Consider the following 20,866-nt stretch of genomic DNA (forward strand, 5'->3'; position numbering starts at 1 on the left):
GGGGAGCGGTCGCCCATGCGATCCATGAGCCATGATCCACACGCCTCACCGGTCTGTGCCGCCTCGGGCACACCGCTTGCGGAGCCTGCGGAAGGGCGGTCGAACTGAGGTGGAGATCACCATCCACAGACCCGGCGAGCTGACGCCCGAACTGCGCCGGGCCTGGCACCACGCGATGGACGAGTCACCCGAGTACTCCAACCCCTTCCTCGCACCGGAGTTCGCGATCGGCGTCGGCCGGTACCGGCGCGGGGCACGCGTGGCGGTCCTGCGCGAGGGCGGGGAGCCCACCGGGTTCTTCCCGTACGAACGGGGGCCGTTCGGCACCGGACGGGCCATCGGGCTCGGACTGTCCGACTGCCAGGCCCTCGTGCACCGGCCCGGGGTCACCTGGAACGCCCAGGAACTGCTGCGGGCCTGCGGGCTCAGCATCTTCGAGTTCGACCACCTCGTCCAGGAGCAGCGGCCGTTCGCGGCCCACGTCACCGGCACCTTCGCCTCCCCGGTGATCGATGTGAAGCCCGGCGACGGCGGCTACCCCGAGTGGCTGCGGAGCACCTACCCGGGCCTGGCCAAGACGACGCTGAAGAAGGAACGGCGGCTCGGCCGGGACATCGGCGAGGTGCGGTTCGAGTTCGACGAGCGCGACCCGGAGGCGCTGCGCACCCTCATGCGGTGGAAGTCCGCGCAGTACCGCAGGACCGGCCGCATGGACCGGTTCTCCCGGCCGTGGATCGTCGGCCTGGTCGACCATCTCTTCCGCGTCCGCGAGGAGCACTTCACCGGAGTGCTGTCCGTGCTGTACGCGGGTGACCGGCCGGTCGCGGCCCACTTCGGCCCCCGGTCGAGCACCGTGCTGGCAGCCTGGTTCACCGCCTACGACCCCGAACTTCACTACTACTCCCCGGGGTTGATGATGCATCTGCGCACCGCCGAGGCGGCGGCCCGGCACGGGGTGACCCTCGTGGACCTCGGGCGCGGGGACAAGGAGTACAAGGACTGGCTCAAGACGCGTGAACTGCGGGTCGCCGAGGGCTTCGCGGCCCGTCCGCACCCGGTGGCGCTCGCCCAGCGGCTGTGGCGCAGACCGGTGCGGGGGCTGCGGAACACGGTCAACGCCCATCCGCAGCTGCGCGCGCCGGCCGACCGGCTGCTGAAGACGGTGGGTAGGGTGCGTACTCAGGGCACGGCCGCTTCCCCGGCCGCCCGGAAGAATCGCCTTCCGGAGCGGTAGTTACTGGCAGGTTCTCGTCAAAATTTCGGCCAAGCGGCGGACGTTTTCGCGCCCACGTGATCGGGTCTCCTGCGTCGGCAGTGTCGATGCCTTTCGGGAGGCACCTGGTGTCCGTACCAACCCGCAGAAGACGGTGGTTCACCGTCTGCGCGCTCACCGCGTCCGCCGCGCTGGTCGCCATACCCCCGTCCGCCGCTTCGGGGCGATCGGCGAGCCCCTTCGGCGTGCGGGTCCTCGGCCAACTCGCCAAGGAACGCGCGCAGTCCGTGGGTGCCATGTCGCCGCACGTCGCGGCGGACGACGACGACGGGAACGAGGCGGACGAGATCGCCGAGGGCGCGGACCAGTACGCCGAGGCCCGCACCTCGCCGGGTGTCGTCGCACCGGGCGCGTACGGCGCGGCCTGGCACGACCTCACCAACCTCAGGAGCACCGGCGGCAGGTGGCGCAACATCACCGACCTGCCGTACAACTCCGACGACCCGCGCTACCGCGACATCGACTCCAACTCCAGCGGCGGAAGCGGGAACGTCACCGGCCGGATGGCGGCGATCGCCGCCGACGACGACGGTTACGTCTACGCGGGCAGCGCCGGCGGCGGCGTGTGGCGCTCGCACAGCGGCGGCGGACACTGGCAGCCCATCAGCGACCGGCTGCCCGCCCAGTCCACCGGCGCCCTCGCCCTCGACGGCACCGGCCGGCTGTGGCTGGGCACGGGCGAGGCCACCACCAACGCCGACGCCTACCTCGGCAGCGGCGTCTACGTCCTCACGCACCCGCACCACGGCACCTTCTCCACGCGCAGCCGGGTAGGCGGCGACGAACTGGAGAGCACCACCATCCACGAGCTGCGCTTCGGCGGCGGCAAGGTGTGGGCGGCCACCAGCGAGGGCGTGTGGAGCCACTCCACGAAGAAGCTGAGCGGCCACTGGAAGCTGGAGTACGCGCCCAACCCCGACTTCCTGCCGGGGGGTCAGAAGGCCGACGACCCGGACGCGCCGTACAAGAACATCGCCAACGACATCGCCATCGACCCCAAGGACCCGTCCAAGGTGGTCCTCGCCATCGGCTGGCGCAGCGGCGACGACTACAACGGCTTCTACACCAAGGCCGGGGGCACCTGGACCCGGATCACCAGCGGCCTCGGTGATCTCCCGGCCGACCCCGACAACGTCGGCAACGTCACCTTCGCCCGCTCCGCCGACGGCTCCCGCTACTACGCCATCGACCAGTCCCCGGAGCAGCTGAACACCAACCCGGACAGCGGCCTGGAGGGCATCTACGTCTCCAAGTCCGGCTCGCCGACCGGCCCCTGGACGAAGATCGCCGACTACAAGGGCCTGGCCGCCGACAACTCGGCGCTCACCACGGCCGGTTACATGCCCGGTGTCCAGGCCTGGTACAACCAGTTCCTCGCCGTGGACCCGGCCGACCCGCAGCACGTGTACGCGGGCCTGGAGGAGGTCTACGAGACCAAGGACGGCGGTGCCGACTGGTCGACGGTCGGCCCGTACTGGAACTTCACCTTCTCCTGCTGGAGCATCGACCCGGCCAGGCAGACCGGCGACTGCAACCCGACCACCCACTCCGACCAGCACGGTGTCGCGATCGGCCGCTACCACGGCAAGAGCTTCGTGTACGTCGGCAACGACGGCGGCGTCTACAAGCGCCCGGTGCACGGCTCCCAGGACGCCTCCGGCCACGCCACCGACTGGACCTCCCTCAACGACGGCACCATCGACACCCTCCAGTACTACTCCGTCGGCATCGGCAAGGACCTCGACCACGGCGGCCTGTCCGTCACCGGCGGCCTCCAGGACAACGGCCAGTCCGTGCTGCGCGGCAACGACAAGGTGATGGGCTCCAACTTCGGCGGCGACGGCGGCGACACCCTCGCCGACCCCGCCAACGGCTGCAACATCGCCCAGGAGTACGTCTACCTCGCGGTCCAGGTCACGCAGAACTGCGCGGTGAACGACGGCAGCTGGGTCACCGACCCCGGCAAGGCCACCTCGTACTCCGTCGCCCCGCCCGACAACGCCACCAGCGAGGCCCGCTTCATCGCCCCGCTCGCGGCGGACACGAAGGACGGCAACACCTGGGTGGCCGGCGGCCGGCACATCTGGGTCCAGAGCCACGGCTACGCCATCCGCAGCGGCAAGGAGTGGACCAGCGTCCACGACTTCGGCGCCGGCCGGGTCGCGACCGCCGTCGCCGCGTCCGGCGGGAAGATCTACGCCGCCTGGTGCGGCCCCTGCAACAACCAGGGCTTCGCCCGTGGCATCGCCGTCGGCAACGCGGACGGCACCGGCTGGCACGACATCAGCCTGCCGGCCGACGGTACGGTGCCCAACCGCTACCTGAGCGGCTTCGCCGTCGACCCGAAGAACGCCGACCACGTCTTCCTCGCCGTCAACGGCTTCTCCCGGCACTGGACCGAGGGCCCCGGCGCGGGCGTCGGCCACGTCTTCGAGTCCACCGACGGCGGGACGACCTGGAAGGACATCTCGGCCAACCTGCCCGACGTGCCCACCGACTCCGCCCTGGTGACGGCGGACGGCGGCCTCGCCGTCGCCACCGACCTCGGTGTCGTCTACCGTGCGCCGGGCCGCACCACCTGGCAGCGGATCGGCAGCCTGCCGGCCGTCGCCGTGCTCCAGCTCAAGACGAGCCCCGACGGCGGCACGCTGTACGCCGCCACGCACGGCCGCGGGATCTACACCGTCAAGGTGTGCGACCTCCGCTGACCGCCCGCCGATTCGGAGGGGTGGCTCCCGGGCCTTCGGGGGTCACCCCTCCTGCGCGTACGGCACCACGTCCATGTCCAGTGTGAAGACCGGGCGGGCGGCGCCGGCGATGTCCGGTGCCTTGGCGGCGGCGGTGACCTGCGCCGTACCGCCCCGGGTGCCCGCGCAGCGCAGGGTGGCGTGCGCGGTGCCGTCCGCGTCCAGCCGCCAGTCCGACGCGACCACGAGCGCGGGTGCCGAACTCAGCACGCCCGTCCACCGTTTGTCGTCCAGGCGCGGTCGCAGGGTGAGGGTCACCGTCGTCCCCGGGCGCACGCACAGCCGGCGCCGGACCGGGTCACCGGGGGCCACGGAGAGGTCCGCCTGCCCGGCGACGCAGCCGCCCGAGGGCCCGGAGGGCGTAGCCGAGGGCGTGACCGCCCCACCGGAGGGCGCGTCCGTCCTGCCGGGGGACACCGGGACGCTCGGGGCGTCCGAGGCGCCGGCCGGCCCGGACGGCCGCGCCGGCCGGCTCCCGGACGCTCCGGTACCGGCTCCCGCTCCCCGGCCCGTCGACGCCCCGCACCCCGCCAGTACGACCACCGCGGCGATCGCACATCCACCGGCCCACCACCGCATGACAGCACCTCCCGGCCTCCCGAGTACGCCTCCCAGGATGCCTCAGCCGCCGCCGCGTACCGCCTTTCCGACCTCGGTGCGCAGAGCCACGAACCCGGGCAGGCTCCGGGTGGTGAGCTGATCCCGGTCACCGGGCAGGTCGACCGGCAGGTCGCGGACGACGCGGGAGCCGGGGCCGGGGGAGAGGACGACGACGCGGTCGCCGACGTACACGCTCTCGTCGATGTCATGGGTGACGAACACGATGGTCGTGTCGTTCGTCCGGTGGACCTCCAGCAACAGGTCCTCCAGATCCTCCCGGGTGCCCGCGTCCAGCGAGCCGAACGGCTCGTCCATGAGCAGCAGGGAGGGCCGGCAGACCAGGGCGCGGGCGATGGCGACCCGCTGCTGCATACCGCCGGACAGCTCAGGGGGACGGCGGCGGGCGACCCCGTGCAGGCCGACCCGTTCGAGGATGGTCTCGGCCGCGGCCCGGCGGGCGGCCCGCCCGAGGCCCCGGCGGCGCAGCGGGAGGGCCACGTTGTCGCGGACGGTGAGCCAGGGCAGCAGCGAGCGCCCGTACTCCTGGAAGACCACCGCGAGCCGCTCCGGTACGCCGGTCACCTCCGTCCCGTCGATCGTGATCGTGCCCTCCTGCACGGGCAGCAGCCCGGCGATGGCGCGCAGCAGCGTGGACTTGCCGCACCCGGAGGGGCCGACCACGCTGAGGAGCTGGCCGTCCGGCACGGTGAGGCTGATGCCGTCCAGGACGCGGGTGTCGCCGAAGTGCCGGCTGACGGAGTCGAGGCGCAGCATCCCTCACCCGGCCCAGGGCTCGTACAGGGTGCCCGCGCTGCCGGCGACCCGCAGGTGCAGCAGGAAGGGGCCCGAGCCGTCGCCCCGGCCCAGGGCGTGGTCCAGGGCGGCCGGCAGCTCGTCGGGGTGTTCGGCGCGGGCCGCGGGGCAGCCCAGGGACTCGGCGAGGGCCGCGAAGTCGATGCCCGTGATGTCCGTACCGGGGACGGGCGCGATGCCGATCCGGCGGCCCAGCGCGCGCACGGCCGCGTAACCGCCGTTGTCCAGAAGGACGTAGGTCACCGGTGCCGTGTGCCGGGCCGCGCTCCACAGGGCCTGCACCGAGTACAGCGCCGAGCCGTCGCCGACCACGCACACCACCCGGCGCCGGTCGGCGAGCGCCCGGCCCACCGCGAGTGGCAGGCCCCAGCCGAGGGCCCCGCTGCCCGTGGTGAGGAAGCCCCCGCCCGACTCGATCGGCACGCGTGCGTGCAGCGTGTCGCGGTGGCTCGGCGCCTCCTCGACGAGGACCCGGTCGCGCGGCAGCCGGTCGCGCAGCAGATCGAAGAACAGCTCCGGGGTGATGCGTCCCTCGGCGGGTGCCGGGACGGGTGACGGGCGGGGCGGCGGCGGATCGCGGTCGGGTTCCTTCAGCAGCCCGGTGAGCCGGGCCAGCGCGGGCCGCAGGGTGGTGACGATGCTGGTGCCGGTGGGCAGCCAGGCGGCCTGGCCGGGGTCGCAGTCCAGATGGAACAGCTCGGTGCCGGGCGCGAGCGGCGGGCCGCCGTCCGCCACGTGATAGGTGAACAACGGTGCGCCGAGGGCGACCACCACGTCGTACGGCGCGAGGCGGGCCGCGAGGTTCCGGGCGATCGGCGGCAGGAACCCCTGGAACAGCGGGTGCGACTCCGGGAATCCGGAGCGGCCGGAGAGCGGGCTGATCCACACCCCGGCCCGGATCCGCTCGGCCAGCGTCCGGACCTCGTCCAGCGCGTCCTCGTCGTCCACGCCGGGTCCCACCACGAGCGCCGGGCGCCCGCAGGTCTCCAGGCGGGCGGCGAGGGCGTCGAGGGCTTCCGGGGCGGCCGTGAACGCCGAGTGCAGCGTGCGGGGCGTGACGTGCTCGGCGGGCCGGTCCCAGTCGTCCTCGGGCACGGACACGAACACCGGGCCGCGGGGATGGGTCATCGCGATCCGGTACGCCTCGGCGAGCACGGCTGGCACGTCCTCCGCCCGCTCCGGCTGGCGGGCCGACTTCACGTACGGGCGCGGGAACTGGGCCGGCTCGTCGGCGCCGAGGAACGGCCGCAGCTGGATCAGCGAGCGCGCCTGCTGTCCCGCCACGATCACCAGCGGCACCCGGTCGCGGAAGGCGTTGAACACCGCGCCGAGCGCGTGCCCCACCCCGCCGGCCGAGTGCAGGCTGACGAACGCGGCACGCCGGGTGCCGAGCGCGTGCCCGGCCGCCATGCCGACGGCGACGGACTCCTGCAGGCCCAGCACATAGGTGAAGTCGTCCGGCCAGTCGCGGAACATCCGCAGCTCCGTGGAGCCGGGATTGCCGAAGACCGTGGTCATGCCGGTGTCGCGCAGAAACCGTACGACCGCCTCGCGGACCGTGGCCGTCGTCATGCCGTCCTCCCTGCGGACGTCCTGGTGCCGGCGAACCACTTCTCGGCCGCCAGCAAACCGGTGTTGAGGAGATACCCGAGCGCGCCGAGCAGCAGCAACGCCGCCCACACGGTGAGCAGATCGGAGCGCGTCTGGGCGTCGGTGAGCGTGAAGCCGATGCCGTTGTCACTGCCCGGCAGCAACTCCGAGAACACCATCAGGATCAGACACAGCGAGAGACTGAGCCGCAGCCCGGCGAAGATCCGGGGCAGCGCCGAGGGCAGGATCAGGAACCACAGCCGTTCGGGCGCCGTCAGCCGCAGCACGGCCGCCACCTGGAGCCGCAGCGGGTCGGTGGCGCGGACTCCCTCGGCCGAGTTGATCAACACCGGCCACACGGCGCTGAACAAGATCGACGCCACCTGCATGGGCGTACCGAAGTCGAAGACGACGACGAACACCGGCACCAGCGCGGGCGGCGGCACGGCCCGCGCGAACTGCAGCACCGGGTTGCACAGCGCGTACGCCCGGCGCGAGCGGCCCACCGCGATCCCCAGGGCGACCCCGGCGACGGCGGCGAGCGCGAACCCGGCCGCCATCCGGCCCAGACTCGGCAGGATGGTGTCGACGGCGGCCGGGGTGAGGAACAGATGGCCGACGGGCCCGGAGAACCACAGGTCACGGGCGTGCCGGACGATGCGCAGCGGCGGCGGGAAGTACACGCTGCGCTGGGCGCGGGCGGCCAGCTCCCAGCAGGCGACGGCGCCGAGGAGCACCGACCAGCGCAGCAGGAAGGGGACGGCGGTGGCCCGGGGTGCGCCGGGCGCGGTTGTGGACCGAGCGCTGCCCTGTGCCCGGGTCATGGCCGGCTCCGCTGCGACTTCGCCGCATCCGGGCGGGGTTCCTGCGCCCAGGCGAACAACCGCCGTTCCGCGCCGACGAGTACGCCGTTGATCACCAGTCCGAGAGCACCCGCCCACACCACCCCGGCCAGCACGTCACGCGTGCCGTCCGTCTCCGTCTGGGCCTGGGCGATGAAGATGCCGAGGCCCTGGCCGAAGCCGGAGAGGATTTCCGTCGCGACGGCCAGGATCAGGGCGACCGCGGCCGAGATCCGCACACCGGCGGCGATGAACGGGGCGGTGGCCGGCAACTCCACCCGCAGCAGCACCGCGAGCCGCCCGAACCCGAAGGCGCGCAGGGTGTCCTTGGCCAGCGGGTCGGTCTCGCCGAGGCCGTAGACGGTGTTGAACAGCACCGGCCACAGCGAGGCGTAGGCGATCAGCGTCACCTCCGTCCGCGTGCCGGACCCGAGCAGCAGCGACACCAGCGGGATCAGCGCGACCGACGGCAGGGGCCGCAGAACCTCGATCACCGCGCGTACGGCGGCCTCCACCACCGGCACCGCGCCCAGCAGCAGCCCGAGCGGTACGGCGATCGCACAGGCCAGCCCCAGTCCCAGCGCCCACGCCCGCAGGGTCACCCCGATCCCGTCCAGAAAGGCAGGGTCGCCCGCCAACCGGGCTGCGCGGTCGAGGACTTCGGAGGCGGGCGGAAGATAGCTGCGCCGTACGATCCCGGCCCGGGAGACCGCCTCGCAGATCCCGAAGGCCAGCGCCGCGCCGAGCAGACCGAGCAGCAGCTCCTGACGCCGGGTCATTTCACCAGCAGGGGTGCCGGATCGACGTCCGTCGTCAGCAGCCCCTGGGCGCGCATGAGCTTGACGAGCCGGCGCAGTGCGGCCGGGTCGGCGGACGCCGGATACGCGGGCAGGTGGATGGCCTTGGCCTGGTCCGCGGTCACCTTGGCGTACTTGGGCAGCTCGGTGCGCACCGCTCCCGGGTCGTCGGCGGCGAGCTTCGAGGCCGCCTCGACGGCACGCCGGAAGCCCGCCGCGGCCTTGGGGTTCTTCCTCACGAAGTCGGCGGTGGTGACGTACCCGCTGGCGGGCAGGCCCCGCGCCGGCCCCGAGCCGCCGTCCAGCAGGACCCGGGCGTCCAACTCGCCCTGTACGGCGGTGTCGAAGGGCTCGACCGCGTGGGCGGCGTCCACCTGGCCCCGCTGCAGGGCCGGGCCCATCTGCGGGAAGAGGATCTGCCGGTAGACGGGCCGGCCGGCGCCCTGGGCGTCCAGGATCGCGTTCAGGGTCAGGGACTGGATGTTGTTGAGGACGGCCACGGCGACCTTCTTGCCCGCGAGGTCGGCGGGTTTCCTCAGTGCCGAGTCCTTGGGCACGAGGACGTCCATCATGTGCGGGGCGATCCGGACGCCCTCGGCGAGGATGCGCAGGTCCAGGGTGCCCTTCTCGTTGGCCTGGAAGTAGGTGACGTAGTTCGCGCTCGCGATCACGTTCACCTGTCCCTTGAGCAGGGCGGGAAGGGCCTGGATGCTCTGCTGCACGGGCTGGATGCGCACGTCCAGGCCCTCCTTGGCGAACAGCCCGCGGTCCCGGGCCAGATAGAGGGCGGCGGAGTCGGTGAGCGGCAGCGCCGCCACGGTCAGCTGCTGCCGGCGGTCACCGGAGTGCGGCTCGCCGCCGCTGTCGCAGCCCACGAGGGTCAGCGCCGCCGCGGCGACGAGTGCGGCGAGGCGTTTCGTTCGCGTCATTCCCGATCGTGATCGACTTAAAGGCATAGGGGCATGACTACCCAGCATTTGTCATGATCGCTACAGATCCGTGGTGGGTTTCGGAGTCTTCGGAGAAATACGAACCGAGCGGGGCGGGTACGTCGCCGCCGATGTGGTCGGTCCCCGGCCGAGGTCCGCAGTCAGGCCCGTGGGCGGGCGATGCGCAAGGGCGGCGCGGGGGTGGGGGCCGGGGCGTCGGTGGTGGCGGTGGCGTCCGTCCACCAGTCGGCGCCGTCCTCGATGTAGCGCAGCAGCACGCCCTCGCGGATCGCCCAGGGGCAGACGACGGCCCCGCGCAGCCCCATGAGCTTGAGCGCCGTGTGCCCGACGACCGCTCCGGCCAGGCTCTGCTCGGCGCGCGGCGCGGAGATCCCGGGCAGCTGGGCCCGCTCGGCGACGGGCAGCGCGGCGAGGGTCCGGACCGCCTCGCGCAGATCCCGGCAGCGCATCTCCCGGTGCACGAACGGGCCGTAGCGCCCGGGCGCCGCCCCGCACAGCCGGCCCAGCTGCTGGAACGTACGGGAGCTGACCGCGGCGGTGCGCGGCCGTTCCCAGCGGATGCGCGAGGCCACGTCCCGCAGTTCGTGGCGGATCCGGCGGCGCAGTTCCTTCAGTTCCTCCGGCCCCGGCGGATCCTGGACCGCGAGGTACTCCTGGGTGAGGCGCCGCGCGCCGAGGGGCAGCGACGCGGCGAAGTCGGGCAGCCGGCCCCGGCCGAAGGCCACCTCCAGGGAGCCGCCGCCGATGTCGAGCACCGCGAGCGGGCCGGCGTGCCAGCCCAGCCAGCGCCGGGCCGCCAGGAAGGTCAGCTCGGCCTCCGTCTCACCCGGCAGGGTGCACATGCGGATCCCGGTCCCGGCCGCCACCCGGCGCAGCAGTTCCTGGCGGTTCGGGGCCGCGCGCACCACGGCGGTGGCGAAGGCCATGGGCCCCGAGGCATGCCAGCGCCGGGCGGTGGCCCCCGCCGCGGCCACCGCCTTCACCAGCTGCTCCACCGCCTCGTCGGCGATGGTGCCGTCCGGACCGACGTGTTCGGACAGGCGCAGCTTCCACTTGACGGTGTGCACCGGCAGCGGAACGCCGCCCTCCACATCCGCGATCACCAATCGAACCGTGTTCGACCCCGCATCCAGCACACTCACCCGCATGGCCGGGAGGTACCCAATTTCCCGCCAAGAACCCGTCATTCAGGGGGCGCGTGTGCGCACAGCACCGAACGGCAGCTCCCTCAGGAACGGCTCGCGGGGCAGTCGGAGGCGAACCGGGCGCCGGCCGCGCACGGGCCGGGGTCCACCGGACGCCTGTCCAGCGGGATGGTGCGCGAACACCACCCGCACACCACGTCCGCCTCGGCCCCGGCCGCCCGCAGCCGTGCCGCGGCCCCGTCGGAGGCCTCGAACCAGGTGTTCTCGACCACCGGCACCGGAACGGCCGCGCACCACCGCGCGCTGTGCCAGGCACTCAGCCCGGTGACGGTCCGCAGGACCCGCACGACGTCCGTCCTGCGGTCCCCGACACCCGTCAGCACCACCGCGAACGGCGGCTCCTCCATCCGGCACCCCCTCGGCACCTGACCTGATCTCGGCCCCCAGCCCGCCACCGACCCGGCTCCTGCCCTTAGATGGTCATCACCACTGTCGGTGCGAGGAGCGGCACGTGAGCGGGACGGACGCGACGAGGGTACTGGTGATCGGCGGCGGCATCGCGGGGACCGCGGCCGCGCTCGGGCTGCACAGGGCCGGATACGACGTCACCGTGTACGAGGCACATCCCGACACGGCCGAGGACATCGGGGCGTTCCTGACCCTGGCGAGCAACGGAATGCGCGCCCTGGCCCAGCTCGACGCCACGGACGCCGTCACGGCCGTCGGTTTTCCGCTGACTTCGCTGCGGCTGCTCGACGGCGACGGCACCGAACTGACGCACACACCGCTCGGCGAGGTCGCCGACCCCGCACTGCGGTACCGGTGCCTGCGCCGCGGCGAGCTGAACGCGGCCCTGCAGGGCGAGGCGGCCCGGCGCGGCATCCGGGTGCGCCACGGCGCCCGTCTGGTCGCCGTCACGGACGGCCCGCACGGCGTCACCGCCCGGTTCGCCGACGGCCGCACCGCCCACGCGAACCTCCTCGTCGGCGCCGACGGGCTGCACTCCACCGTGCGCCGGCTCCTCACCCCCGGTGTCCGGCCCAGGTACGCGGGCCAGCGGATCTTCTACGGCTACTCCGGCACCGCGGCAGGCTCGGACGGCACCGGCGTCATCACCTTCGTCCGGGGCAGCGAGACCACGTTCGGATACGCGGTGTCGCCGGCCGGGCAGCCGTACTGGTTCGCCCGCGTGAGCACGGAACCGCTGCCCGCCGGCGGCTCCGCGCACCGCGCCCCATGGCGCGAGGAGCTGCTGCCGCTGCTGCGCAAGGACTCCACACCCGCCGCGGACGTCGTCGCCGCCTCCCAGGGGCCCGTCATGGTCACCAACGCCACCGAGATGCCGCTCGGCGCGATGTGGCACCGCGGAAGGATCCTGCTCATCGGCGACGCGGCGCACGCGGCCTCCCCCGCGACCGGCCAGGGAGCCTCGATGGCCCTGGAGGACGCCGTCGTCCTCGCCAAGGCGCTGCGCGACCTGCCCGACGCGCCGAGCGCGTTCACCGCCTACGAACGGCACCGGCGCCCCCGGGTGGAGCACAACATCACCGTCAGCGGCGGTATCTCCCGCGGCGGCCGGAACCCGTCCCGTCCGGGTCCCGTCGTGGCCCGTCCCGCCGAGCCGGACCAGACGCTGATCCGCCAACTGGCCTGGGACAGCCCGCTGTCCGCGGACCCGGCCGAGGGGGACTGACCGGGAGCTTTGACCGGGACTCCTCCGAGGGCGCACGCGCGCGAAAGTGCAAGAGGCGGCGCACTGGAGTCCATTGCCGGGGCAACCGCCGGGGCCGGATCGTTCCGTGCAACCGGCCCTTCGGCAACAAGGAGCACAGTTGCGACTCTTGAGCAGAGCTGGCGGCGCGGCGGCCGCGACCGCCGCCCTGGTCCTGGGCGGTGGCATCGCGTCCCCGGCACCGGCCGCCACACCCGGCGATGCCGGCCACACCGTGACCGTGGGGACCCCGGTGCCCTTCACCCACCCCACGGACACCCCCGCCAGCCCCTACCTCGACCGGGACGGCACCTTCCACTACCAGCAGTCCGCCGCCCTGTACGGCGCCGCGGACCCGCGCACCTGGGACTTCTACACCGGCAAGGACTTCGACTCCGCGACCTTCGACAAGACCCTGAGCAAGGCGGTGAACCCCGCCAACCCGGCCGACCGCAACGACGACACCACCTGGCGCTGCAACAACAGCCCCACCGGCCGGGAGGCGACGTACGCGCCGAGCGGCTCCGGCTACGCCCAGAAGAACTACTGCGACCTGTCCGGGGTGTGGGTCGACCCCGACACCGGCGACTGGTACGGCCTGGTGCACAACGAGTTCACCCCGCAGCCGTTCGGCGACGGACTGCACTACGACGCCATCGACTACGCCGTCTCCACCGACCGGGGCCGCACCTGGACCATCGAGGACCACGTGATCACGTCCCCGTTCAGCACCGAGCGCGGGGACACCACGGCCTTCCCGAACCAGACGTACTCCTACGGCGACGGCGACCAGCGCCTCTTCGTCGACACCGCCTCCGGCTACTTCTACGTCTATTACGGCTCCCGGATCATCGACAAGAGCGGCGGCTGGAAGGCCTTCTACGAGCACGTGGCCCGCGCTCCGATCTCGGCCAAGATGGCGCCCGGCTCCTGGCGCAAGTGGTACGACGGCGCCTGGTCGCAGCCCGGCACCGGCGGCAGGGAGAGCGACATCGTCCCCGTCGACGCCGACCACCCCACCGGCTTCACCCCCGCCTCCGCCGAGTACGACCCGGCCAACACCGGCACCGCCGCCCAGCAGATCGCGGCGGGCACGATGCCCCCGACCTCGCCGCTGTTCGTGATGAACATCGCCTACGACGCCCATCTCGGGCTGTACATCGGCGAACCGCAGGCCGTCGACCAGAGCGGCAACTCACCGCAGTACCTCTACGCCACCGACGACCTGAGCACCCAGAAGTGGCGCCTGATCGGCGACACCGGCAGCTACACCAACGCCTCCTGGTACCGCTGGTTCCTCGACAGCGCCAACCGCACCGGCTCCACGATCGTCGGCAGGTCCTTCCGCTCCTACTGCGCCTTCGGCTGCTCCCACGACGCCTCCGGCGAGTACGTCGACATCACCGTCGACCCCGGCACACCGTCGGCCCCGCCGATGGACACGAGCCGCGGCTACCGCATCGCGAGCGGCGCGGGCCGGATCCTCGCCCAGGCGGCCGGCGGCACCGGCACCACCTCGCTGGCGCGGCCCACCGCAACCGGCCGCGACACCTGGATCTTCACCCCGACCGGCGACGGTGCCTTCACCCTCACCAACGCCGCGAGCGGCCGGCTGCTCGGCGTCGACTCGTCCTCCGCCACCGGCAGAGCCTGGGGCGCCAAGCCGACCGTCACCGCCGCACGGAGCGGCGGTCCCTCCGTCGGCCGGCAGTGGTTCGTGATCCCGAACGCCTCCGGCGGCACCTACCGTCTGGTCAACCGCTACAGCGGACTCGTGCTCGGCCTGTCCGGCACCTCCGGCCGGCTCGCCGAGACCACGCCGCTGCGCACCTGGACGGACCACAGCGGAAGTTCCGTCGGCGGCGGACGCACCGCCGCCGAACAGACCCTGTCCCTCACCGCGACCGGCTTCGCACGCCGCTAGCCGAACCGGCCCCGACCCGCACGGGCCGGGGCCCAAATCCCCCCAGGGGCCAGGAGACTTCCGGTTATCCTGCGCCCATGTCGATCACCAACGGGGATTCCGACGCCCAGCTGGCCGTGCGCGCGGCCCAGGCCGGCGCAGCCGTGGTCCGTGACCTCTACGGCAGCCGGCTCGAACGCTACGACAAGTCCGCAGGGGACTTCGCGACCGAGGCGGACCTCGCCGCCGAGCGCGCCATCCTGGACGTACTGCGCGCCGCCCGCCCCGACGACGCCGTCACCGGCGAGGAGAGCGGACGCTCCGGCGCCGCCGACGCGCACCGCCGCTGGCTCGTCGACCCGCTGTGCGGCACCCTCAACTACGCGGTGCGGAACATGCTCGTCGGCGTGAACGTCGCCCTGCGCCAGGGGTCCGAGGTCACGGCCGCCGCGACCGCCGACCCGTTCAGCGCCGAGGTGTTCTGGACCGACGGCGAGGCGGCCTGGGTCCGCAGGGAGGGCGCGGACGAACGGCTGACGCCCTGGGCGGGATCCGCCCTGGTGGACGTCAACCTCGATCCGCCGTTCCCCAACGCCCCCGGTTTCCGGGCGGCCCGCCTCCTGGCGGACCCGGGCTTCGCCGAGCGGTTCCGGCCCCGGGTCGTCTCCAGCACCCTCGCGGTGGCCTGGGTGGCCGCCGGACGCCGGGCCGCCTATGTCACCGACGGCGACCTGCGCGACAGCGTGCACTTCGCGGCGGGGATCGCCCTGTGCCGGGCGGCGGGCTGCACGGTGACCGGCCTGTACGGCGAGCCCGTGCTCAGCGGCCCGGGCGGGCTCGTCGCGGCGGCCGACGCGGAGACCCACGCCGCCCTGCTGGAGCTCGTCAAGAACCAGAGGGGCGAGGGGAGTTAGTCGGGGTGTTCGGCGTCAAGGGCCGGGCATACGGGCCGAGTTGAAACACTCCGCCGAGACGCGGACAGGTGCGGCCGCGCCCGCCGCGCCTTCTCGACTCGGTCGCCGCTCGTCTGGTGTGATGCCCGCATGACCCTGGCCGCCGACCTCGCCCTCCGCTTCGAACGGGCCCTGGACACCCGCCCGGAGACCCTGCGCGAGGCCGCCCAGGACTTCGGGCACATCGTGTCGGCCCCGCCGCTGGCGGTCCTGCGCCCACGGTCCGCAGCCGAGATCCGGGACCTGCTGGAGTTCGCCGGGGCCCGGGGTGTGCCGGTGAGCGTGCGCGGCGGCGGCCACTCGATGTACGGCCAGGGGCAGGCGGGCGGCGGGATCGTGCTGGACCTGCGGGCGATGAACCGGGTCGGTCGCGTGGCCGACGGCCAAGTCACCGTGCAGGCGGGCGCGTCGTGGCGCGAGGTGCTGGCCGCCACCCTGCCGTACGGCCGCACCCCGCCGGTCCTCACCGACTACCTGGGCGCGGGTGTCGGGGGCGTCCTGTCGGCGGGCGGACTCGGCGGGGCCGGTCACCGGCACGGCCTGGTCGCGGACCAGGTCCTGGAGCTGGAGGTGGTGACCGGGGCCGGGGAGCACCGGGTCTGCTCACCGGACAGGGATCCGGAGCTGTTCCACGCCGTGCTCGCCGGACTCGGCCAGTGTGCCGTCATCGTGGCCGCCACCCTGCGCCTGGTCCCGGCCCCCGACAGGGTCCGCCGCTACTGCCTGTACTACGCCGGCCTCACCCCCTACCTCGCCGACCAGCGAAGACTGGCCGAGCAGCAGCGCTTCACCCATCTGGAGGGCCAGGCGCGGCCGGCCGGCGAGCACGGCTGGCAGTACATGATCGAGGCCGTGGCCCCGTACGACGGTCCCTGCCCGCCCGACGACGCCGCCCTTCTCGACGGACTCGGGCACGACCGCGCCACGCTGGAGACGGAGGACCTGGGGTACGGCGAGTTCGCCCTTCGCGTGGACACCGACGAAGAAGTCCTGCGGGAGACGGGGGAGTGGCTGTATCCGCACCCGTGGCTCAATCTGCTGCTGCCGCACGACAGCGCCGAGTCCGTCGTCCGCCCGGTGCTCGCCGACCCCGCCTTCCGGGATCTGCGTGACACCGGCCTCGTCCTGCTGTACCCGCTGCTCTCCGACCGGCTGAAGGCACCCTACTTCCGTCGTCCTTGCGGTGAAGTCCTGTATCTGTTCGCCCTGTTGCGCACGGCCCCGCCCGGCGACCCCGAGGCGGTCGCGGCGATGGTGGCGGCCAACCGCGCCGCGTACGAACGGGCCCGCTCCCGGGGTGCTGTCGCCTATCCCGTCAACGCCTTGCCCATGTCGGACGCCGACTGGCGGGACCACTACGGCAGCCGTCGGGCGGCCTTCGCCGCCGTGAAGCGGCGCTTCGACCCGCATCTCGTCCTGGCGCGCGGACACGGTCTGCGGTTCTGAAGGTTTTGACTTCCGAAGGCTTGCCGCCCGCTTGCATCACCACTTAAATCAAAACATGAACTAAGTCGCTGCTTTGGACGCTTGAGCCGTTCTTCCACGGGAGCCGCCAGATGAGAAGCCGGAACGGAAGCCGCACGAGACCGAGACACCTGGGTGTCGCCCTGGCCGCCCTGGCCGCGCTGATGGCCCTGCCCCTCGCCCACACCCCGGCCGCCGCGGCCGGGACGCAGACCTGCGACACCGCCGACGCCGCCCGGGGACGGCCGGCCACGGCGTCCTCCACCGAGAACGCCGGCACCCCCGCCTCCGCCGCCTTCGACGGCGACACCTCCACCCGCTGGTCCAGCGGGTTCAGCGACCCGCAGTGGCTCCAGGTCGACCTCGGCGCGGTCACGGACCTGTGCCGCATCGACCTGAACTGGGAGACCGCCTACGGCAAGGACTTCCAGCTCCAGGCCTCGACCGACGGCCAGAACTGGACCACCCTCAAGACCGTCACCGGAGCGAGCGGAGGAACGGCGTCGTACGACGTCAGCGGCACCGGCCGGTACGTCCGCATGTACGGCACCGCACGCGGCACCGGGTACGGCTACTCCCTCTGGGAGATGGCCGTGCACACCACGACCACCGCGACCGGCCCGATCCAGGGCGGCGGCGACCTCGGCCCGAACGTCATCGTCGTGGACCCCTCCACGCCCAACCTCCAGCAGAAGTTCGACGACGTCTTCCATCAGCAGGAATCCGCCCAGTTCGGCACCGGCCGCTACCAGTTCCTGCTCAAGCCGGGCACGTACGACAACATCAACGCCCAGCTCGGCTTCTACACCTCCATCTCCGGACTGGGCCTGAACCCCGACGACACGCAGATCAACGGCGACGTCACGGTCGACGCCGGCTGGTTCAACGGCAACGCCACGCAGAACTTCTGGCGTTCGGCGGAGAACCTCGCGATCACGCCCTCCAACGGCACCGACCGCTGGGCCGTCGCCCAGGCCGCGCCCTTCCGGCGCATCCACGTCAAGGGCGGCATGAACCTCGCCCCGAGCGGCTACGGCTGGGCCTCCGGCGGCTACATCGCCGACTCGAAGATCGACGGCACGGTGGGCCCGTACTCCCAGCAGCAGTGGTACACCCGCGACAGCTCGGTAGGCGGCTGGACCAACGGCGTCTGGAACATGACCTTCTCCGGCGTCCAGGGCGCCCCCGCGACCGACTTCGACAGCGGCCCGTACACCACCCTGGACACCACCCCGGTCTCCCGCGAGAAGCCGTTCCTCTACCTGGACGGCAACGACTACAAGGTGTTCGTCCCCGGCAAGCGCACCAACGCACGCGGCGTCTCCTGGCCGAACACGCCGGGCACCTCCCTCCCGCTCGACCGGTTCTACGTCGTCAAGCCGGGAGCGACGGCCGCCACCATCGACGCGGCCCTCGCCCAGGGCCTCAACCTGCTCTTCACGCCCGGCGTCTACCACCTCGACCGGACCATCGACGTCACCCGCCCCGACACCGTCGTCCTCGGCCTGGGACTGGCCACGCTCGTCCCGGACAACGGCATCGACGCGATGCACGTGGCCGACGTCGACGGCGTACGGCTGGCCGGCTTCCTCATCGACGCCGGACCGGTCAATTCCGACACGCTGCTGCGCATCGGCACGCCCGGCTCCACCGCCGACCACGCGGCCGACCCCACCACCGTGCAGGACGTGTTCTTCCGCATCGGCGGCGCGGGGCCCGGTCTGGCCACCAACTCGCTCGTGGTCGACAGCGACGACGCGATCATCGACCACACCTGGATCTGGCGCGCCGACCACGGCAGCGGCGTCGGCTGGGACACCAACCGCGCCGACTACGGCCTGCGGGTCAACGGCGACGACGTGCTCGCCACCGGCCTGTTCGTCGAACACTTCAACACGTACGACGTCTACTGGAACGGAGAACGCGGCCGGACGATCTTCTTCCAGAACGAGAAGGCGTACGACGCCCCCGACGCCGCCGCCATCACCCATGACGGCATCGTCGGCTACGCGGCCTACAAGGTCGCCGACTCCGTCACCACCCACGAGGCCTGGGGACTCGGCAGCTACTGCAACTACACGGCCGACCCGTCCATCGTCCAGGCCCACGGCTTCCAGGTCCCCACCGGCCCGGGCATCAGGATGCACGATCTGCTGGTGATCTCCCTCGGCGGCAAGGGCCAGTACGCCCACGTGGTCAACAGCACCGGCGCACCCACCTCGGGAACCAGCACCGTCCCCTCCAAGGTGACGTCGTTCCCGTGACCCGCGCCTGGGCGGGCAGCTCCTGATCGCGCAGGCCATGAGCCGCCCGTCCGGTCGGCCGAGAGGTGCCCGGGGGTTTCGAGTGCGCTGCGAGTGCAACACGGACGGTGCGGCCCGTACGGACGGAGCCGCACCCTCCGCATGCCCGCCGAGGAAGAGGACACTCATGGATCACTCGCGCGTACCCGTACTCGAGGCCTTGGAGGAGTTCCGGCGCCGCGGAGACGTGGTGTTCGGACCGCCCGGGCACAAGCAGGGCCGCGGCACCGACCCCAGGGTCGCCGACGTCCTCGGCATCGACGTCTTCCGCTCGGACGTACTGAACCTCAACGGCCTGGACGACCGCCGGGAGTCCCAGGGCGTGCTGTCACAGGCGCAGGAGCTGATGGCCGACGCGGTCGGCGCCGAGCACGCCTTCTTCTCGACCTGCGGCAGCTCCCTGTCCGTGAAGACCGCGATGTGCTCGGTCGCGGGCCCCGGGGAGAAGCTGCTGCTGTCGCGCAACGCGCACAAGTCGGTCATCGCGGCGGTGATCATCAACGGTGTGGAGCCGATCTGGGTCCACCCCAAGTTCGACACCGAGCGGCACATGGCCCATCCGCCGGAGCCCGACGACGTCCGCGCCCGGCTGCGCGAGCACCCCGACGCCAAGGGCATGCTGCTGATCACACCCACCGACTGGGGCACCTGCGCCGACATCCGGGGCGTCGCCGACGCCTGCCACGCCTACGACGTACCGCTCATCGTGGACGAGGCCTGGGGCGCCCATCTGCCCTTCCATCCGGACCTCCCGGCCTGGGGCATGGACGCCGACGCCGACCTGGTCGTCACCAGCGTGCACAAGATGGGCGGTGCCATCGAGCAGAGCTCGGTGTTCCACCTCCAGCACGACCGGGTGCAGCCCGAGGTGCTCAAGCAGCGCGAGGACCTGCTCGGCACGACCAGCGCCTCCTGTCTGGTGTACGGAGCCCTGGACGGCTGGCGGCGGCAGATGGTCGAGCAGGGCCATGAGCTGCTGGAGGCGGCCGTCCACCGGGCCGAGCGCATCCGGGCGGAGCTGCGGGAACTGCCGGGGCTGCGGATCATGGGCGGCGAGGTGATCGAGGAGGGCCTGGCGGCCGAGTTCGACCCGATGAAGATCGTCATGGACGTCCGGGACCTCGGCATCAGCGGCATGCAGGCGGCCGAATGGCTGCGGACGTACCGGCACGTCGACGTGGGCGGCTCGGACAGCTGCCGGATCAGCGCCTCCATCACGCATGCCGACGACGACGAGACCGAGAAGGTCCTGCTGGACGCCATGCGCTCGCTGGTCGACAACGCCGGTTCGATCGAACGGCGGCCCGCCGTCCGGCAGCCCGAGCCCCGGGCCCTCGAACTGGAACAGGCCGTCCTGCCGCGCGAGGCGTTCTTCGGTCCCACCGAACAGGTGCCCGCCGAGCGGGCCGTGGGCCGGATCTCCGCCGAGATGATCAGTCCTTATCCGCCCGGGGTGCCCGTCGTGGCGCCCGGCGAGGTGATCACCAAGGAGGTGCTGGACTACCTGCGCAGCGGAGTGGCGCACGGCTTCCTCATCGCCGACGCGGCGGACCCGTCCCTGGAGACCCTCCGCGTCACACCGCGACCGTGACCGGCCTTGCCCGGGTGCCGGGGCGCGGGGCCGGGGACGCGGGACCGGGGACCGCATGCTCCCAGGCCGGGCGCCGATGGTCCGCTGCTCCGCCGCCCGTGCCCCGTGACCGGGCTCTTTCGGACTGCGGGGGCCGGGGCCAGCGCCTAAGGTGGCGTGTGCGGGCGGCCGGGTGCCTGCCTGC

16 protein-coding genes are annotated in these 20,866 nt (G+C 72.6%); 8 read left to right on the top strand and 8 right to left on the bottom strand.

Features of this window, described 5'->3' with window-relative positions:
• Window positions 1-109 precede the first annotated feature (109 nt).
• Both ACQPXS_RS42620 and ACQPXS_RS42625 read left to right on the top strand, forming a co-directional pair.
• On the top strand, window positions 110-1,234 hold the full coding sequence (locus ACQPXS_RS42620) for a GNAT family N-acetyltransferase (RefSeq protein ID WP_433454843.1): 1,125 nt from the start codon (window positions 110-112) through the stop codon (window positions 1,232-1,234).
• A 107-nt stretch (window positions 1,235-1,341) separates the two neighbouring features.
• The gene (locus tag ACQPXS_RS42625; RefSeq protein WP_433454844.1) at window positions 1,342-3,981 is read left to right on the top strand and encodes a glycosyl hydrolase; all 2,640 of its coding nucleotides are present in this window, start codon (window positions 1,342-1,344) and stop codon (window positions 3,979-3,981) included.
• Between the two features lie 42 nt (window positions 3,982-4,023).
• Here the strand turns inward: ACQPXS_RS42625 and ACQPXS_RS42630 are convergent, their stop codons facing one another.
• The 8 genes from ACQPXS_RS42630 to ACQPXS_RS42665 form a co-directional block, all read right to left on the bottom strand.
• On the bottom strand, window positions 4,024-4,437 hold the full coding sequence (locus tag ACQPXS_RS42630) for an acetyl-CoA synthetase (protein WP_433454845.1): 414 nt from the start codon (window positions 4,435-4,437) through the stop codon (window positions 4,024-4,026).
• Window positions 4,438-4,641: 204 nt separating this feature from the next.
• On the bottom strand, window positions 4,642-5,394 hold the full coding sequence (locus tag ACQPXS_RS42635; protein ID WP_433454846.1) for an ABC transporter ATP-binding protein: 753 nt from the start codon (window positions 5,392-5,394) through the stop codon (window positions 4,642-4,644).
• Window positions 5,395-5,397: 3 nt separating this feature from the next.
• Entirely contained in the window at window positions 5,398-7,005 is a 1,608-nt protein-coding gene (gene mdlC, locus ACQPXS_RS42640) for a benzoylformate decarboxylase (RefSeq protein ID WP_433454847.1), read from the bottom strand.
• Complete coding sequence (locus ACQPXS_RS42645) at window positions 7,002-7,847, bottom strand: ABC transporter permease (RefSeq protein ID WP_433454848.1); 846 nt, start codon at window positions 7,845-7,847, stop codon at window positions 7,002-7,004. Before ACQPXS_RS42645 ends, mdlC begins: the two co-directional genes overlap by 4 nt.
• A complete protein-coding gene (locus ACQPXS_RS42650; protein ID WP_433454849.1) occupies window positions 7,844-8,644 on the bottom strand; it encodes an ABC transporter permease in 801 nt (266 codons plus the stop codon). The genes ACQPXS_RS42645 and ACQPXS_RS42650 overlap by 4 nt, the downstream gene beginning before the upstream one ends.
• On the bottom strand, window positions 8,641-9,591 hold the full coding sequence (locus ACQPXS_RS42655; protein WP_433454850.1) for an ABC transporter substrate-binding protein: 951 nt from the start codon (window positions 9,589-9,591) through the stop codon (window positions 8,641-8,643). The genes ACQPXS_RS42650 and ACQPXS_RS42655 overlap by 4 nt, the downstream gene beginning before the upstream one ends.
• 161 nt (window positions 9,592-9,752) lie before the next feature.
• The gene (locus tag ACQPXS_RS42660; RefSeq protein ID WP_433454851.1) at window positions 9,753-10,760 is read right to left on the bottom strand and encodes a Ppx/GppA family phosphatase; all 1,008 of its coding nucleotides are present in this window, start codon (window positions 10,758-10,760) and stop codon (window positions 9,753-9,755) included.
• A gap of 80 nt (window positions 10,761-10,840) precedes the next feature.
• A complete protein-coding gene (locus ACQPXS_RS42665; protein WP_433454852.1) occupies window positions 10,841-11,164 on the bottom strand; it encodes a ribosomal protein L7/L12 in 324 nt (107 codons plus the stop codon).
• A 104-nt stretch (window positions 11,165-11,268) separates the two neighbouring features.
• Here ACQPXS_RS42665 and ACQPXS_RS42670 point away from each other — a divergent pair, with 104 nt between their 5' ends.
• The 6 genes from ACQPXS_RS42670 to ACQPXS_RS42695 all read left to right on the top strand — a co-directional run bounded on the left by ACQPXS_RS42670 (window position 11,269) and on the right by ACQPXS_RS42695 (window position 20,682).
• A complete protein-coding gene (locus tag ACQPXS_RS42670; protein ID WP_433454853.1) occupies window positions 11,269-12,450 on the top strand; it encodes an FAD-dependent oxidoreductase in 1,182 nt (393 codons plus the stop codon).
• 148 nt (window positions 12,451-12,598) lie between these two features.
• Window positions 12,599-14,392, top strand: coding sequence for an RICIN domain-containing protein (locus tag ACQPXS_RS42675; RefSeq protein WP_433454854.1), 1,794 nt, complete (start codon window positions 12,599-12,601; stop codon window positions 14,390-14,392).
• Between the two features lie 77 nt (window positions 14,393-14,469).
• Window positions 14,470-15,285, top strand: coding sequence for an inositol monophosphatase family protein (locus tag ACQPXS_RS42680; protein WP_433454855.1), 816 nt, complete (start codon window positions 14,470-14,472; stop codon window positions 15,283-15,285).
• 129 nt (window positions 15,286-15,414) lie between these two features.
• On the top strand, window positions 15,415-16,770 hold the full coding sequence (locus tag ACQPXS_RS42685) for an FAD-binding protein (protein ID WP_433454856.1): 1,356 nt from the start codon (window positions 15,415-15,417) through the stop codon (window positions 16,768-16,770).
• 110 nt (window positions 16,771-16,880) lie between these two features.
• Window positions 16,881-19,052: a discoidin domain-containing protein gene (locus tag ACQPXS_RS42690; protein WP_433454857.1), complete on the top strand. Its 2,172-nt coding sequence runs from the start codon at window positions 16,881-16,883 to the stop codon at window positions 19,050-19,052.
• Window positions 19,053-19,218: 166 nt separating this feature from the next.
• Window positions 19,219-20,682, top strand: coding sequence for an aminotransferase class I/II-fold pyridoxal phosphate-dependent enzyme (locus ACQPXS_RS42695; RefSeq protein ID WP_433454858.1), 1,464 nt, complete (start codon window positions 19,219-19,221; stop codon window positions 20,680-20,682).
• Window positions 20,683-20,866 lie beyond the last annotated feature (184 nt).

The sequence above is a fragment of the Streptomyces sp. CA-142005 genome (genome assembly GCF_050942335.1).
Taxonomy (GTDB): domain Bacteria; phylum Actinomycetota; class Actinomycetes; order Streptomycetales; family Streptomycetaceae; genus Streptomyces.

Coding starts and splice junctions, on each gene's coding strand:
- ACQPXS_RS42635 (WP_433454846.1), bottom strand. CDS start 5,394: ATGCTGCGCCTCGACTCCGTCAGCCGGCACTTCGGCGACACCCGCGTC.
- mdlC (WP_433454847.1), bottom strand. CDS start 7,005: ATGACGACGGCCACGGTCCGCGAGGCGGTCGTACGGTTTCTGCGCGAC.
- ACQPXS_RS42645 (WP_433454848.1), bottom strand. CDS start 7,847: ATGACCCGGGCACAGGGCAGCGCTCGGTCCACAACCGCGCCCGGCGCA.
- ACQPXS_RS42650 (WP_433454849.1), bottom strand. CDS start 8,644: ATGACCCGGCGTCAGGAGCTGCTGCTCGGTCTGCTCGGCGCGGCGCTG.
- ACQPXS_RS42655 (WP_433454850.1), bottom strand. CDS start 9,591: ATGACGCGAACGAAACGCCTCGCCGCACTCGTCGCCGCGGCGGCGCTG.
- ACQPXS_RS42660 (WP_433454851.1), bottom strand. CDS start 10,760: ATGCGGGTGAGTGTGCTGGATGCGGGGTCGAACACGGTTCGATTGGTG.
- ACQPXS_RS42665 (WP_433454852.1), bottom strand. CDS start 11,164: ATGGAGGAGCCGCCGTTCGCGGTGGTGCTGACGGGTGTCGGGGACCGC.
- ACQPXS_RS42680 (WP_433454855.1), top strand. CDS start 14,470: ATGTCGATCACCAACGGGGATTCCGACGCCCAGCTGGCCGTGCGCGCG.
- ACQPXS_RS42685 (WP_433454856.1), top strand. CDS start 15,415: ATGACCCTGGCCGCCGACCTCGCCCTCCGCTTCGAACGGGCCCTGGAC.
- ACQPXS_RS42690 (WP_433454857.1), top strand. CDS start 16,881: ATGAGAAGCCGGAACGGAAGCCGCACGAGACCGAGACACCTGGGTGTC.
- ACQPXS_RS42695 (WP_433454858.1), top strand. CDS start 19,219: ATGGATCACTCGCGCGTACCCGTACTCGAGGCCTTGGAGGAGTTCCGG.